At 72.7% G+C, this 14,276-nt stretch carries 15 protein-coding genes; 6 read left to right on the plus strand and 9 right to left on the minus strand.

Annotation, left to right across the window (positions count from 1 at the left end; all coding sequences use genetic code 11):
• Window positions 1-11: 11 nt before the first annotated feature.
• Window positions 12-893, plus strand: a complete 882-nt coding sequence (locus LO763_RS01585; RefSeq protein ID WP_230600093.1) for a hypothetical protein — start codon at window positions 12-14, stop codon at window positions 891-893.
• Between the two features lie 4 nt (window positions 894-897).
• Here the strand turns inward: LO763_RS01585 and LO763_RS01590 are convergent, their stop codons facing one another.
• Window positions 898-1,890 (minus strand): Gfo/Idh/MocA family protein, encoded by a 993-nt coding sequence (locus tag LO763_RS01590; RefSeq protein WP_255671495.1) that lies wholly within the window; start codon window positions 1,888-1,890, stop codon window positions 898-900.
• A gap of 195 nt (window positions 1,891-2,085) precedes the next feature.
• Between LO763_RS01590 and LO763_RS01595 the strand changes: the two genes are divergently transcribed.
• Entirely contained in the window at window positions 2,086-2,730 is a 645-nt protein-coding gene (locus LO763_RS01595; RefSeq protein ID WP_230600095.1) for a copper resistance CopC family protein, read from the plus strand.
• Between the two features lie 324 nt (window positions 2,731-3,054).
• On the opposite strand, the gene LO763_RS01600 is transcribed toward LO763_RS01595, so the two are convergent.
• The 4 genes from LO763_RS01600 to moaC are packed head-to-tail and all read right to left on the minus strand — an operon-like array spanning window position 3,055 to window position 5,604.
• Window positions 3,055-3,468, minus strand: a complete 414-nt coding sequence (locus LO763_RS01600) for a molybdenum cofactor biosynthesis protein MoaE (RefSeq protein WP_230600096.1) — start codon at window positions 3,466-3,468, stop codon at window positions 3,055-3,057.
• Window positions 3,465-4,631, minus strand: coding sequence for a molybdopterin molybdotransferase MoeA (locus tag LO763_RS01605; protein WP_230600097.1), 1,167 nt, complete (start codon window positions 4,629-4,631; stop codon window positions 3,465-3,467). Before LO763_RS01605 ends, LO763_RS01600 begins: the two co-directional genes overlap by 4 nt.
• Window positions 4,628-5,119, minus strand: coding sequence for a MogA/MoaB family molybdenum cofactor biosynthesis protein (locus LO763_RS01610; protein ID WP_230600098.1), 492 nt, complete (start codon window positions 5,117-5,119; stop codon window positions 4,628-4,630). The genes LO763_RS01605 and LO763_RS01610 overlap by 4 nt, the downstream gene beginning before the upstream one ends.
• Window positions 5,116-5,604: a cyclic pyranopterin monophosphate synthase MoaC gene (moaC, locus tag LO763_RS01615; protein WP_230600099.1), complete on the minus strand. Its 489-nt coding sequence runs from the start codon at window positions 5,602-5,604 to the stop codon at window positions 5,116-5,118. Before moaC ends, LO763_RS01610 begins: the two co-directional genes overlap by 4 nt.
• Window positions 5,605-5,716: 112 nt before the next feature.
• Here moaC and LO763_RS01620 point away from each other — a divergent pair, with 112 nt between their 5' ends.
• Together LO763_RS01620 and LO763_RS01625 are read left to right on the plus strand one after the other, a co-directional pair.
• On the plus strand, window positions 5,717-6,082 hold the full coding sequence (locus LO763_RS01620) for a hypothetical protein (protein ID WP_230600100.1): 366 nt from the start codon (window positions 5,717-5,719) through the stop codon (window positions 6,080-6,082).
• A complete protein-coding gene (locus tag LO763_RS01625; protein ID WP_230600101.1) occupies window positions 6,075-6,473 on the plus strand; it encodes a hypothetical protein in 399 nt (132 codons plus the stop codon). Before LO763_RS01620 ends, LO763_RS01625 begins: the two co-directional genes overlap by 8 nt.
• Before the next feature lie 50 nt (window positions 6,474-6,523).
• On the opposite strand, the gene LO763_RS01630 is transcribed toward LO763_RS01625, so the two are convergent.
• The 4 genes from LO763_RS01630 to LO763_RS01645 form a co-directional block, all read right to left on the minus strand.
• A complete protein-coding gene (locus LO763_RS01630) occupies window positions 6,524-6,841 on the minus strand; it encodes a hypothetical protein (protein WP_230600102.1) in 318 nt (105 codons plus the stop codon).
• Between the two features lie 9 nt (window positions 6,842-6,850).
• Complete coding sequence (locus LO763_RS01635; RefSeq protein WP_230600103.1) at window positions 6,851-7,735, minus strand: hypothetical protein; 885 nt, start codon at window positions 7,733-7,735, stop codon at window positions 6,851-6,853.
• 94 nt (window positions 7,736-7,829) lie between these two features.
• Window positions 7,830-8,456 (minus strand): hypothetical protein, encoded by a 627-nt coding sequence (locus tag LO763_RS01640; protein ID WP_230600104.1) that lies wholly within the window; start codon window positions 8,454-8,456, stop codon window positions 7,830-7,832.
• On the minus strand, window positions 8,453-10,873 hold the full coding sequence (locus LO763_RS01645; RefSeq protein ID WP_230600105.1) for an FtsK/SpoIIIE domain-containing protein: 2,421 nt from the start codon (window positions 10,871-10,873) through the stop codon (window positions 8,453-8,455). The genes LO763_RS01640 and LO763_RS01645 overlap by 4 nt, the downstream gene beginning before the upstream one ends.
• 443 nt (window positions 10,874-11,316) lie before the next feature.
• Here LO763_RS01645 and LO763_RS01650 point away from each other — a divergent pair, with 443 nt between their 5' ends.
• Together LO763_RS01650 and LO763_RS01655 are read left to right on the plus strand one after the other, a co-directional pair.
• Window positions 11,317-11,985 carry an OB-fold-containig protein gene (locus tag LO763_RS01650; RefSeq protein WP_230600106.1) on the plus strand — a complete coding sequence of 223 codons (669 nt, stop codon included), beginning with the start codon at window positions 11,317-11,319 and terminating at the stop codon, window positions 11,983-11,985.
• A 167-nt stretch (window positions 11,986-12,152) separates the two neighbouring features.
• The gene (locus LO763_RS01655; protein WP_230600107.1) at window positions 12,153-14,216 is read left to right on the plus strand and encodes an SPFH domain-containing protein; all 2,064 of its coding nucleotides are present in this window, start codon (window positions 12,153-12,155) and stop codon (window positions 14,214-14,216) included.
• Window positions 14,217-14,276: the final 60 nt, after the last annotated feature.

Genomic DNA, 14,276 nt, shown 5'->3' on the forward strand with positions numbered 1-14,276 from the left:
ATCTTGCTCGCATGGGAATGAAAGACCGCCTCGAGCAGATCAAGCAGCGCGCGCAGGACGCCGGGAAGATGGTCGTCGACGTCGGCGTCGAGACCGCCCGCGAGAAGCGCGACGCCGCGGCGGGCTTCGCCCGCGGCAAGGTCGACGCCGCGACCGGCTACGCCGCCGAGCGGCGCGACGCCGCCCAGAACCTCGCCTCCAGCACCAAGTCCGCCTTCAAGGAGGGCGACTTCGAGGAGCTGCTCGCCCGCCTCCCGCTCCCGGCCTCGCCCGTGACCGAGGAGTGGCAGTGGAGCCTCGGCAAGCTCATCACCGCCGGCAACAAGCCCCCCACCGGCACCGGGATGCTCCTGGGGCTGCTCGACAACTTCGGGACCATCGACATCGGCCCCGACGAGGTCGGCTTCGACGGCGGCACCGCCAAGTGGCACAAGGTGAAGGCCATCCGAACCCGGTCCCTGGACGGGATCATCCAGAAGCTCTCCACCGACACCTTCACCGAGTCCATCGAGAACCTGCTGCCGCCGGTCCCCGGCCGCGGCTGGGTCTCCGAGCGGGCCACCGCCGCGATCTTCACCCTGTGGGCCATGGTCGGCGACCTCGCCCTCCGCGACCCCGAGGCCGGGCGCCGCCAGGTCGTGTGCGAGATCGAGTACAAGGGCTGGATCTTCACGAAGGAGGCCGCGACCGGCTTCTTCACCGGCCCCGTCATGGCGCTGCTGCCCGGCCTCGACCAGGTGTTCCGGGAGGAGGCCGAGCGCCGCGGCGTCGTCGTCGAGCAGGCCGAGGACACCACGATCGAGAACGCCGAGGCGCGCGTCGCCTGGCTGCGGGAGAAGCAGGCGGCCATCGTCGCGAAACGGGAGGCCGCCCGCAGGGAGATCGAGTACTGACCCCCTACTTCGGGTGGGTCTCGCCGGGGTAGCGCAGCCCGATCTGGGCGCGCACCTCGTCCATGATCTCCATGACCTCGATGGTGCTCTGCGGGGGCACGAGCGTGGACTCCAGCCGGCCCTGGCGCAGCGCCCGGTGGACCTCCAGGGCCTCGTGCACGTAGCCGTGGCCCACGTACGGGGCCTCGAACTCGCGCGGCGCCTCGTTGTACCGCGCCAGCGTGTAGCCGCTGGGGCGGTACGCGTAGTCGCGCAGTTCGATGCGGCCCTCGGTGCCCGCGATGGTGACCTCGCTGCCCGGCCCGCCGCGGTAGGAGCACGACAGCTGCGCGATCGCGTTCGGGTACTTGAGGGTGATCGCGGTCTGGGCGTCGACGCCGGTGGTGTCCATGACCGCGGTCGCCGACACCGACTCGGGGGCGCCCAGGGCCAGGTGCGCCAGCGTGAGCGGGTAGACGCCCAGGTCGAGCAGGGCCCCGCCGGCGAGCTCGATGTTGCGCAGGCGGTGGCTGGGCGGGATGTCGCCCGCGAGGGAGAAGCCGCCGTGGACGGACACGACCTCGCCGATCATGCCCTCCTGGATGGCCCGGCGCATCTCCCGGATGGCCGGGTTGCAGCGGGTCCACATGGCCTCCATGAGGAACCGCTGGTGCTCGCGGGCGACGTCGAACATGGTGCGGGCCTGGGCGGCGTTGTAGGCGAACGCCTTCTCGCACAGGACGTGCTTGCCCGCCTCGAGCAGTTGCAGGGTCGGCAGGTAGTGGTGGGAGTGCGGGGTGGCGACGTAGACGATGTCGACCTCGTCGTCAGCGGCGAGCGCCTGGGCGGAGTCCCAGGCGTGGGGGATGTCGTACTTCTTGGCGAACGCGGCGGCGCGCTCCGCCGATCGAGAGGCCACAGCGGTGACGCGGCAATCGTCGAGGAGGGCAAGATCTTCCACAAAGGTCGATGCGATTCCGCCGGTCGCCAGGATTCCCCATCGGATCGGTTCAACCATGGACGTAAGCACACCACAACTTCTGGCGATCGTCAACACGAGGGTCAGCGGTACTATCTCCGCTAAGAGGCCCATTTCCACTGAAGACGCCTACGCAGCGTGACCGGCGGTCCGCGGTCCGGTGGCCGGTGTGACCATTCACCCACCGGGGCGCCGCGGACCCCATGGCACTATGGCGAAATGCAGAGAACTCCCATGAAACGGACCGCCGCGCTCCTGCTGGCCGCCGCCGCGGGCGGTGCGCTGGCGCTCGGACTCGCCTCCCCCGCTTCGGCGCACGCCGCGCTCACGGGCACCGACCCTGAGGACGGCGCGGTCCTCGCCGAGGCCCCGGCCTCGGTCTCCGCGACCTTCTCCGAGACCCTCGACGGGCCCTCCACCGAGATCGCCGTGACCGACGCGACCGGCGCGACGGTGGACGTGGCCGACCCGACGTTCGACGGCGACACCTTCACGCAGCCGATGCTGTACACCGCGCCGGGCGAGTACACGGTGGCGTTCCGGGTGATCTCGGAGGACGGGCACCGGGTGGACGGCTCGCTGTCGTTCACCGTCGAGGCGATCCCCGAGGACCTGTACGCGCCGGGCTCGGCGCCGACGCAGGCGCCCTCGAGCGACGCGGCGACGTCCGCCGCGCCGACCACCGAGGAGGCCGCCGAGCCGGAGGCGACGGACGCCGCGGAGCCGGAGGACTCGAACACGGGCGCGACCCTGGCCGCGATCCTGCTGGGCCTGCTGGTGGTCGTGGGCGGCGGCGTGATCCTGGTGAGGACCGTGGGCCGCAAGCAGTCCGGCGACGAGCCGAAGGACGGCGGGTCCGAGGGCGAGAAGGGTGAATGAGGGCTTAAGGCCTTTACCATCCCAAACCCCCACCCTCCCGAGAGGGGAGGGAAGTCTGCCGCGATCCTGGCAGGCGGGTCTGACAGAAAACGGCCCCGAAGCGGCCCTGCCGCGCCCGTTCCACCCGAAAGGGTGAACGCGGCGCGGCCGGAGGCGGCGCCTCCCCCGGACCGCGCGGGCGCGCTCCCGGGACTGGCCGGAGCGGTCCTTGCGTCGGCATCGCGCGAACGCGGTCGGACATGCGAACGCCGATGCCACTCCCCACGCCGGCCCCGCGCGAGCGCGCGGCCGCGGCCCGGCGGAAAGCCGGACCGTTGCGCCCGCTCAGGGGCAGTTGACCCACTCGTCGGTGCCGTCGTCGAAGAACTGGTGCTTCCAGATCGGCAGCCGCGCCTTCACCTCGTCCACCAGGTCGGCGCACGCCTCGAACGCCTCCTTGCGATGCTCGGCCGCGACCGCCGCGACCAGCGCCGGGTCCCCGATCGCGAGGTCCCCGACCCGGTGCGAGACCACCACGCCGCGCACCCCGGGCCGCGCCGCGATCTCCTCCGCGACCTCGCGCAGCGTCTCGCCCGCCGACGGGTGCCCCTCGTACGACAGCGACAGCACCCCCCGGCCGTGGTCGTGGTCGCGGACGACGCCCGAGAACGAGACGACCGCCCCGGCCTCGGCGGCGGCGACCGCCCGTTCGTGCTCGGCGGCATCGAGCGGTGCGTCGAGGACGCGTGCGCGGATCATGAATCTGCTCCAGGGACGTGTGCGAGTGCGACCGCGGCGCCCGCGGTCGCGTTGTCGTGCGGCCCGACGACCGCGAAACCGGCGGCGCCCGCCAGGCCCCGCAGCATCGCCGACCCGTGGTGGGCGAGCCGGCGCCCGGCCGGGTCGACCAGGGCCAGGTGCGTGAAGTCGCCCCGGCCCGGCACGTCCTCGGACAGGAGGATCGACCCGAGCGGCGGCAGCGGCAGCCCGCGCAGGCCCGCGAGCAGCGGCGCGACCACGGTGACCACCGCGATCACCGCCGACTGCGGATTGCCCGGCAGCCCGGCCACGAACTTCCCGTCCCCGGTGCGCGCCAGCAGCATCGGGAACCCCGGCCGCACTGCGACGGTGTTGAGCACGTACTCGGCGCCGACCTCGGCGAGCGCGGCGTGCAGGTGGTCGACCGGGCCGACCATGGTGCCGCCGGTGGTGCACACCAGGTCCGCCTCGCCCAGCGCCGCCCGCAGGGCCGCGACGTGCGCGTCCAGGGTGTCCTCGACCGGCCCGAGGCTCGGCGCCGTCTCGGCGCCCGCGGCCGCCAGCATGTGGGGGACCATCGGGCCCAGCGAGTCGCGGACCCGGCCCTTCTCGGAGACGCCGGTGGCGAGCAGCTCGTCGCCGAAGACGACGACGCGCGCGCCGGGCCTGCCGTGCGCGGGCAGCGTCAGGTGCCCGGCCGCGGCGGCGAGCCCGACCACGGGCGGGGTGACGGGCGTGCCCGCGGGCAGCAGCTCCTCGCCGCGCGCGGCCTCCTCCCCGGCCCCGCGCCATTCGCGCGCGACCGGGCCCTCCACCGCGCCGTCTTCGACCCGGCCGTGCTCCAAGCGGATGAGGCCCTCGGCGCCTTCGGGGACCTGCGCGCCGGTGGCGATGGTGACGGCCAGGCCCGGCCCGAGCGCCTCGGGGACCTGACCGGCGAGGACCGCGCCGCCGATCCGCCACGGGCCCGGCCCGGCGACGGCCCAGCCGTCGACGGCGGAGGTGGGGAACGCGGGCAGGTCGGAGACGGCCATGAGCGGCGCGGCGAGCGCCGAGCCCAGGGCCTGGTCGAACGGGAGCTCGGCGGCGGCCGGGCGGGCCTCGTAGCCGGCGGCCCAGGCGGTCTCGCGGGCCTCGGCCCAGGGCATGGGGGTGTCGCTCATGGGTTCCTCTCGTGGTCGCCGTCGTGCAGCTGGGCGACCGCGTGCTCGATGAGCGCGGCGGTGAGCACCGCCAGCCCGTCCTTCGCGGCGCCCTTCGATCCGGCCAGGTTGACGATCAGGGTCGTGCCCGCGCATCCGGCGACGCCGCGCGACAGGGCCGCGTGCGGGGTCTTCGCGAGCCCGGCGGCGCGGATCGCCTCGGCGATGCCGGGCACCTCCCGGTCGATGACGCGGCGCGTCATCTCCGGGGTGAGGTCCTTCGAGGTGAGGCCGGTGCCGCCGGAGGTGACGACCAGGTCGAAGCCGTCGTCGACGGCGTCGCGCAGGGCCTGCTCGACCTCGTCGCCGTCGTGGACGACGACCGGGCCGGCCACGCCGAACCCGCAGGCGGCGAACCCCTGGACGAGGATCGGCCCGGACTCGTCCTCGTACACGCCGTCGGCCGCCCGGTTCGAGGCGACCACGACGAGCGCGCTCACGGCGGTCACCGGGCCGCCCCCGGCGCTTCGCGCCGCCACGCGCCCGTCTTCCCGCCGAGCTTCTCCTCGACCTTGACGTCGGTGATCGCGGCGGCCGGGTCGACGGCCTTCACCATGTCCACGAGCGTCAGGGCCGCCACCGTGACGGCGGTCAGGGCCTCCATCTCGACGCCGGTGCGGTCGGCGGTCTTCACGCGCGCGGCGATGTCGACGCCCTCGTCGGTGACCGTGAGCTCCACCTTCACGCCGCTGATCGCGATGGGGTGGCACAGCGGCACCAGGTCGGGCGTCCGCTTCGCCGCCATGATCCCCGCGATCCGGGCGGTGGCGAGCGCGTCGCCCTTGGCCAGGGAGTTGTCCCGCAGGGCCGCGACCACCTCCGGGGTCGTCGCGAGCCGTCCCGTGGCCAGCGCCGAGCGCTGCGAGACGTCCTTGCCGGAGACGTCGACCATCCGGGCGGCGCCGGTCGAGTCGACGTGCGTGAGGTCAGCCATGCCGCGAAGTCTAGTCGCGGGGGCCGACGCCGCCGAGCCTTCGGCGCCGCGGCGGCCACTTCGCGGTGCGGCCTCGGATTCGCCGCGGGGGGCCTGTATTAGCGTCAGGTGCGTGATCGAATGGCTCTACCTCGCCGTCCAGGCCGCCGCGCTGGCGATGAGCGCGTGGTTCTTCGTCGACACGGCCCGCTCGCAGCGGGTGGGCCGCCGCCACCTCGTCGGAGTCGCGGTACTGGAGGCGCTCCTGCTGGCGCAGCTCGCGGCGTCGATCGCGATCGTGCCCGGGGAGGCGGGCGGCGGGAAGGCGCTGTTCTTCTCCTACCTGGTGACCACGCTGCTGGTGCCGGTCGCGGCGACCTTCTGGGGCTCGATCGACCGCAGCCGCTGGGGGATCGGGACGGTGGCCGCCTCGGGGCTCGTCGTCGCGGCGCTGATGCTGCGCGTCCACCAGATCTGGGAGTTCCAGATCCATGGCTGACCGCACCGCCGACCCGCGTTCGCTCGCGGCGGGCTTCGGGCGGCTCATCGTGCTCGTCTACGTCGTGTTCGCGGTGTCGGCGGGGGCGCGGGCGCTGTTCCAGGTGGCGACGAAGTTCGGCGAGGCGCCGGTGAGCTTCGCGCTGAGCGCGATCGCCGCGGCGATCTACCTGGTGGCCGCGGTCGCGATCATCCGGGGGGCGGCCGGGCTCGCGCTGGCGGCCGTGGGCGTCGAGCTGGCCGGCGTGGTCGCGGTGGGGGCGTTGAGCTTCGCGGTGCCGGACTGGTTCCCGGAGCCGTCGGTGTGGTCGCATTTCGGTTCGGGCTACGGGTACGTGCCGCTGGTGCTGCCGGTCGCGGGCCTGGTGTACCTGCTGAAGCGCCGCAGGTGAGACGGCGCGGTCCCCGAGTGGGGAACCGCGCCGTCTCCATCGATCGAAGCTCAGCCGGTCTGGTCGCGCACACGGTCGACGACGGCATCGAATTCGGTCATCAGCGGTCCCCACTGCTCCCAGTCGGTACACGAATCTATGCGCACCCGCAATTCGTCTGGGATCGAGACACCGAGTTGATCGGCTCGGAGGTGCACGCCCGGTCGCAGTGCCGCGACCAACTCCGCGGACAGTTCTTCGGCGCCGGCCAATCCGAGGGAGCGTGTGTATCCCGCCAAATAGGCCAGGTTGAAAAGACTGCCCGGCCAATAAGGCGAATGCGCCGGGTCTGATTCGATCAGTTTCCGGTAGGTCTGCGCGTCGATCATGATCGTGCTTCAGACGAAGAGTTCTTCGATGTGCTCGATGGACAGTGCATGGTCGGCCCAGCGCTCCAACTGTTCGCTGTCGCCGCATTCCAGGATGCGACCGCGGGCGGCCTCATTGATGACGACTCCGCGCGATTCGAGGATCCGCAGGAGCATGATCGCCTCGCCTTCGGCCTTTCCGTCGGCCCTGCCTCTGTCGTACCGCTCGCCGAAGAGACCCACCCTGTAGCTCTTGGGCAGATTGCCGTCGTTCACGATCATCTCCTGAAGGCTCATGATCAAGTCTTCCTCTCCCAGCGCATTCAGCGCCAATTCAGCGTATCTCGTCCAGTCCTCCTGGTCGAGGTGACGAATCGATTCGTAGTAGGACCGCATGACCGCCGGTCCCCGCGCACCTCGACAGTGCGCGATCAGCGAGAGCAGGGAGACCGCCAGATTCTCGCGCCCTTCTCTCGGATCGGTGATGGCCGGGATCTGACAGGGACCGATCACCAGCGGGTAGAGGATCAGACTCGGGTGGCCTGTGTCGATCGGCTCGCCCGCCCACTTCGCGGTCACCTCGTCGAAAGTGATGACGACCAGTGCCACCGGGCACTTGAGCCGGCTTCGTGCCGAGGCGATGTAGTCGAGCCAGCTGTAGTGCTTGCGCTTGTCCTCACTTCGCTGCACTTCGAAGAGCAGCGCGAAGACCGCCTCGCCGTCCCTGTAGAAGACGGTGACGTTGTCGCAGTTGCGGACCACCGCTTCATGCTCGCGGGTCATCGCCTCCGACCCTGTCTCGACGCCGGTGTAGTCCGGGAGGCGGCGACCCAGCAGCCCGCAGTACAGCTCTTCGGCCAGCTTCGGATTGTCTTGCAGAAGCCGCAGGGGCGCTTCATGTTCGTACGTGGTCACGGAGCAGACGCTATGGGGGCCTGTTCGAACACCGGGCGAATGACGCGCCGGGGTGCCGATCAGCAGCTGTCGGGTTTGCGACAGTGCTTGCGGCTCAGCTGAAGAAGCCCATGCAGGCGACCAGCAGCGTCGAGCCGCACAGGACCAGGCCGAGGCGGAAGTTGCGTTCGAGTCTCGCCGACTCGTCGCCGATCCTCGGGCGCGCGGCCACGCCGATGGTCAACCAGCCCAGGCAGAACGCCGCGAGCGGTGCGGCGATCAGGAGGGCGCCCAGCATGATCGCGGCCCCGATGTCATCGGCCCTGAACGTGCGCAGCACCAGCAGCTGCGCCACCACGCACACCGCCGCGAACGCCCCGTAGATCAGGCCGTTGCGCTCGTCCGAGCGCCACCGCGGCAGCCACGGCGGCCGGTGCGCGAGGAACCGCGCCTCCTCCAGTTGCGTCGCGGCTGAACGCAGTTCGGTTTCGGCGGCGTCGATCTCGGCCACCGGGTCGCCCAGCGGCGGCGGGGCCGGCGCCCGATGCGGGGGCGCCGTGCGCGCGGCGCCCGCCAGCTCGTCCACGGCCGCCCGCTGCGCGGCCGCCTGCTCGGCGAGGCGCGCGGCCCGCTGGCCGAGCGACTCGGTCGCGGTCGCGGTGCGCGCGGCGGCCTCGTCGGCGCTGCGCCGCGCCTCGTCGAGGCGCCGCAGCTGCGCGAGGTAGTCGTCGAAGGCGGTCACGGGCGGGTCCTCTCCATCGGCGTCGTCTCGCCGCTGCGCTGCGGTCCCGGCCCCGGGCCGTCGGGCCGCGAGAACGGGACGACGAGCCGCCCGCTCCCGGTGTCGGCGTGCCGGTCGACCAGGAGCGCCCGCCCGGACCGGGGGTTCCAGTGCTGGAACTGGGTGCCGAAGTGCGACATGATCTCCCCGCCGGGCAGGTTGAGGACGAGCGCGCACGCGACGTCCTCGCGTCCGGCGCTGCCGCCGATGTCGTCGGTGAAGCGCCGGAAGTTCCGCCACCAGGCGAGCAGGTGCACGCCCCGGGCCGGGCCGGTGCGCAGCAGGGCGCGCAGGGCCTGCTGCGCCTTCGTGTCGAACGCGGCCGCGTCGAGCCCCCATGCGGCCACGATCGTGTCGTCGGGGACCTCGGCGAGCGCCGCGACGAACGATTCGGGCGCGATCCGCTCGGCCGCACCGAGGGCGGCGGTGCCGGTGAAGTCGACGGCCCGGACCCGCGCGCCGTTCCCGGCGAGGGACGCCACGGCCGCTTCGAGGGCCTCGCCGCCCACGGGGTCGGAGCCGAGCACCGCGAGGTGCCTGCCGGGCCTGCGGTCGAGGTCGACGCCGGCGGCGTCGAGCCGCAGCGAGACCTCCCGGCCCACCAGGGCCCGGCCCGGGCGCCGCTCGCCCGGCAGGGTCTCGTCCAGGTGCACCGGCCGGTACCCGTAGAAGACGCGCGGCGCGCCGACCCCGGCGTGGGCCGCGCCGAGCTGCTCGCGCAGCCGCAGCATGACCCCGGGGTCGGTGTCGGGGAAGCGCGCGATCCGGTCGGCCCCGGCGGTGCCGCCCTCGGGGTTGACCACGACCTGGCCGAGGGAGATCCGGGTCGCCGCGTCATTGTTGTGGTCGAGCACGGTCCGGGCGCCGGGGAGGGCGACGCGCATCGGGAACTGCCCGAAGATCGAGTCCTTCTTGGCCCACAGCGCCTCGATGCCGGAGATCGTCTGCGACGCGAGCACCAGGTGCACCCCGTACGAGCGGCCCTTGCGGGCCAGGTTCTCCAGGAGCGCGACGGCCTCGGAGGCGACCCGGTCGTTCCCGGCCAGGAGCACCTGGAACTCGTCGGCCACGCACACGATCCGCGGGTACGCCTCGTGCTCGCGCAGCCCCGAGAAGGAGGCCACGCCGTGGCGCTTCATCACCGTGGAGCGGCGCGTCATCTCCTCGTTCAAGCTGGTGAGGACCGCGAGGCCGTACTCGCGGTCGGACTCGACGCCGACGGCCCGCGCGTGGGGGATGAACGTGCGGTCCCGTTCGGTGGGGATGAACTCGGTGAACGACACGCCCTCTTTGAAGTCGAGCAGGAACAGCGCCAGGTCCGAAGGAGCGTAACGGGATGCGAGGCCGTAGAGGACGTCGAGGAGGAACACGGTCTTGCCGCCGCCGGTGCGCCCGCCGACGAGCCAGTGCGGGGTCGCGTCGTCGAACCGCAGCCGCACCTCCCCGGCCGCGTCGCGTCCGATGAGGACCTCGAGGCCCCTGGCGGGGTCGCCGGACTCGGGCCGGTCGGGGATGAGGTCGTCGAAGGTGAGCGTCGCGGCGGCCTTGGCGCGCTCCGCGAGCCGCAGCGCCTCACCGGCCATGTAGGACGCTTCGGGGGCCTGGGGCCAGGCGACGGGGGCCGCGAGGCGCTCGCCGCGACCGAGCGGGGCCGCGGGCGGGTGCGCGAGCTCCACGCGGTCGCCGACCGCGTGCATCACGGCGGCCTGCGGCAGCTGCGGGAGGCCGCAGCCGAGCACCGTGACCCCGTGGGCCAGGCCCGACCGCGCCAGCGCGTCGATGCGCTCGACCAGGGGCCGCGGCGCCTCGCCGAGGGAGGCGACGACCAGGAGCATTCGGTCGCGGCGCCTGCCCGCGATGTGCTCGGACACTTGGGCCTCGGCCATGGCGACGGCGTCGGCGGCGGCGCGGGCGTCGGTGGCGACCGCCTCGATCACGCCCGCGTCCGCGAGCGGCCGCAGCGGCGCGAAGCTCGCGCCGAGCGTCGCGGTGTCGATGCCGACCACCCGCAGCCCGCCGGGTTCGCGGGTCGCCACGGCGTGGAGGACCGCGGTCCGCACCAGGGCCGCGACGCCGTCGACGCGTGCGTCCACGCTCGTGGCGAGGTGCCCGCGCTCGCCGAACGGCACCATGAGCGGGACGGTGCGTCCTTCATGGAGGATCACGTGCCCTGCTTGCAGGAGTTCGGGGTCGGTGCGCAGCTGCTGGGCGGAGGCGGCGGCCGCGTCGGCGATCTGCCGCTCGGCCGCGAGGAGCCCGGGGTCGACGGGGGTCTGGAACGCGGCGTCGCCGAGGCGGTGCGCCGCCGCGGCGAGCCGGGCGGCGGCGGCGTCGCAGCCGGCGGCCGCGTTCGCCAGCGCAGTCTGGAAACCGGGCACCGGTCCTCCCCTTCTCGACGGGTCCGCGGGCCGCGCCCGCCCCGCGCGACGGCGGTCCCGGGCGGCGGCTGTCCGACCGGTCACACCATATCGCGACGCGGCGCCCCGCGCCTGGGCCGCATGTGGAGGAATCGGTGGGGCAGCGGGCCCATCGGCCGAACGGCACCGGAACCGGGGAGTGCGGCCGCGCGGCCCGGGCGCCGCGGCCCGCCGCCGCGCCCGGCGAAGCCGCCGGGATAGTCCGCTTTGCACCACCTTCCCCGCATGGGCCGCGTGCATTACGCTAGAAGGAGGCCCGATTCGCTGACCCTTGTGCCCCCACAACCGCAGAACCGCCCGTGCGACGCTCGCGCGCGGACGGCCGACAGCACCGAGCGCCGCCCGCGACCGCCCGACCCGGCGTCCGCGGGGCCGCCGGATTCGCCGAGAAGGACCCGTGCCCCATGAGTGAGTTCCTGGATATCGCCCTATCCTTTCCACCGGTCGTCTTCACCTTCGGTCTGCTGCTCGTGGTCCTGTACTGGGTCACCGTGATCATCGGGGCGCTCGACGTCGACATCGTCGGCTTCGGCACCGACGCGGACGCCGAGGTCGAGGCGGGCGGCGGCTTCTGGTCGGCCTTCGGATTCGGCGCCGTCCCCTTCACCGTCGTGGTGTCCCTGTGGATCACCCTGGGCTGGATCGTGACCGTGCTGGGCACGACCTGGATCCGCAGCGCCGACGGCATGTCCATCCCGCCGGCCGTCGCCGGCATCGCCGTGCTCGTCGCCGGGATCGGCGTCGGGATGCTCGGCGCGAACCTCCTCACCCGGCCCCTCGCGAAGCTCTTCGAGGAGGCCCCCGCGACCGCCCACGCCGACCTGGTCGGCAAGGTGTGCGTCGTGCGCTCGGGCACCGTCACGCTCGACTCGGGCCAGGCCGAGATCGCCGACGAGGAGGGCCACGTCCTCCTCATCAACGTGCGCCGCTCGCCGCACGAGCCCGAGGGCGTCGAGGACGCCCTGTTCGCCCGCCACTCCAAGGTCGTCGTCTTCGACTACGACGAGGTCGACCAGGTGTTCCTGGTCGTGCCCGTGGCCCTGCCGCCGGACATCGCCGTCCTCGAGGCGTGAGACCCACCCGCCACTGCAACCCCACCGGCCCCAGGCGCGTGTCATCCCTGATTCGTGCCGCGCCGCAGCTCGCGTACCCCGCGGGCGGCGAGGCCCGGTTATGGTGGGCTCACGCCCGAAACTCCCGCCCCAACCGTTCCCCCCGAAGCCCCGTTAGGAACCACCATATGGATGCCTCCAACACGGCGACGCTGATCACGCTGCTGGTCTGCGCGCTGATCTTCCTGGGCCTGCTGCTCATGATCATCCGGCTGTACCGCAAGGTCGCCCCCGGGCAGGCCCTGGTCGTCACCAAGCTGCGCACGCGCAGAGTGTCCTTCACCTCGGCGCTGGTCCTCCCGATCATCCACCGCGCCGAGTACATGGACATCTCGGTCAAGACCATCGAGATCAACCGCGCGGGCAAGGACGGCCTGATCTGCCAGGACAACATCCGCGCCGACATCTCGATCACGTTCTTCGTCCGGGTCAACGCCACCGCCGACGACGTCCTCAACGTCTCCGGCGCGATCGGCACCAAGCGCGCCTCCGACCAGGACACGCTCCAGGAGCTGTTCAACGCCAAGTTCGCCGAGGCGCTCAAGACCGTCGGCAAGCAGCTCGACTTCACCGACCTGTACACCAACCGCGACGAGTTCCGCGACCGCATCCTCAACGTCATCGGCACCGACCTCAACGGCTACTCGCTCGAGGACGCCGCGATCGACTACCTCGAGCAGACCCCGATGGAGCAGCTCGACCCCAAGAACATCCTCGACGCGCAGGGCATCCGCAAGATCACCGAGCTCACCGCGCGGGAGGCCGTGACCACCAACGAGCACCGCCGCAACGAGGAGAAGGAGATCAAGCGCCAGGACGTCGAGGCCAAGGAGGCCGTGCTCGAGCTCGAGCGCCGCCAGACCGAGGCCGAGATCCGCCAGCAGCGCGAGATCGAGACCCTCCGCGCCCGCGAGGGCGCCGAGGTCCAGAAGGTCCAGGCCGAGGAGCGCCTCAAGTCCGAGACGGCCCGCATCAGGACCGAGGAGGCCACCGGCATCCAGCACGAGAACCGCCTGCGCGAGATCGCCGTCGCCGAGAAGAACCGCGAGCGCGTCATCGCCGTCGAGACCGAGCGCATCGAGAAGGACCGCATCCTCGAGGTCGTCGCCCGCGAACGCGAGGAAGAACTCGCCCGCATCGCCGCGAACAAGGAGCTCGAGGGCCAGAAGCGCGAGATCGCCGACGTCGTCCGCGAGCGCATCGCCGTCGAGAAGACCGTCGCCGAGCAGGAAGAGGGCATCAAGCGCCTGCGCGCCACCGAGGAGGCCGAGCGCGAACGCCAGCGCGTCATCATCCTCGCCGAGGCCGAGGCACAGGAGAGCCTGGTCAAGGACATCAAGGCCGCCGAGGCCGCCGAGGCCGCGTCCAAGCACCTCGCCCGCCAGCGCCTCACCGAGGCCGAGGCCGCCCAGCAGGCCGCCGAGCTCGAGGCCCGCGCGAAGATCCGCCAGGCCGAGGGCGACCAGGCGCTCGCCGCCGCCCCGGGCCTCGCCGAGGTCCAGGTCCGCGAGGCCGAGGCCGACGCGATCGAGAAGGGCGGGCTCGCCGAGGCGAAGGCCGCCGAGGCGAAGGGCCTGGCCGAGGCCGAGGCGTACGCCGCGATCGGCAAGGCCGAGGCGACCGCGACCGCCGCGAAGGGCACCGCCGAGGCGGACGCCCTGCGCGAGAAGCTCGTCGCCGAGTCCGCCGGCCTCACCGAGAAGGCCGCCGCCATGGACGCGCTCTCCAGCGCCTCCCGCGAGCACGAGGAGTACCGCCTCCGCCTGGAGATGGAGAAGGAGCTGCGCGGCGCCGAGATCGAGGCCCGGCGCTCCATCGCCGAGCAGCAGGCGAACGTCATCGCCACGGGCCTGTCGAACGCCGACATCTCCCTGGTCGGCGGCGACGCCCAGTTCTTCGACCGGGTGGTCGGCGCGATCGGCTACGGCAAGGCCGTCGACGGCTTCGTCGCCCACTCCGAGGTCGCCCAGTCCGTCGCCGCCTCCTGGGGCAACGGCTCGACCTCGTTCGCCGAGGACCTCAAGGGCGTCCTGTCGGGGATCGGCACCGAGGACGTGAAGAACCTGACCGTCTCGGCCGCGATCGCCAAGCTCATGCAGGGCGGCGGCGACCACGACGTCCTCTCGGGCCTCCTCGGCAAGGCCAAGGAGCTCGGCGTCGCCGAGAAGCCCGCGATGGAGATCGCCCGATAGTCCCGCACCGGCCGCGGGCCGCCGACCCCCCCCCCCCTGGGGTCGGCGGCCCGACCGCCG

It is taken from the genome of Glycomyces amatae (assembly GCF_020991375.1).
Taxonomy (GTDB): domain Bacteria; phylum Actinomycetota; class Actinomycetes; order Mycobacteriales; family Micromonosporaceae; genus Glycomyces; species Glycomyces amatae.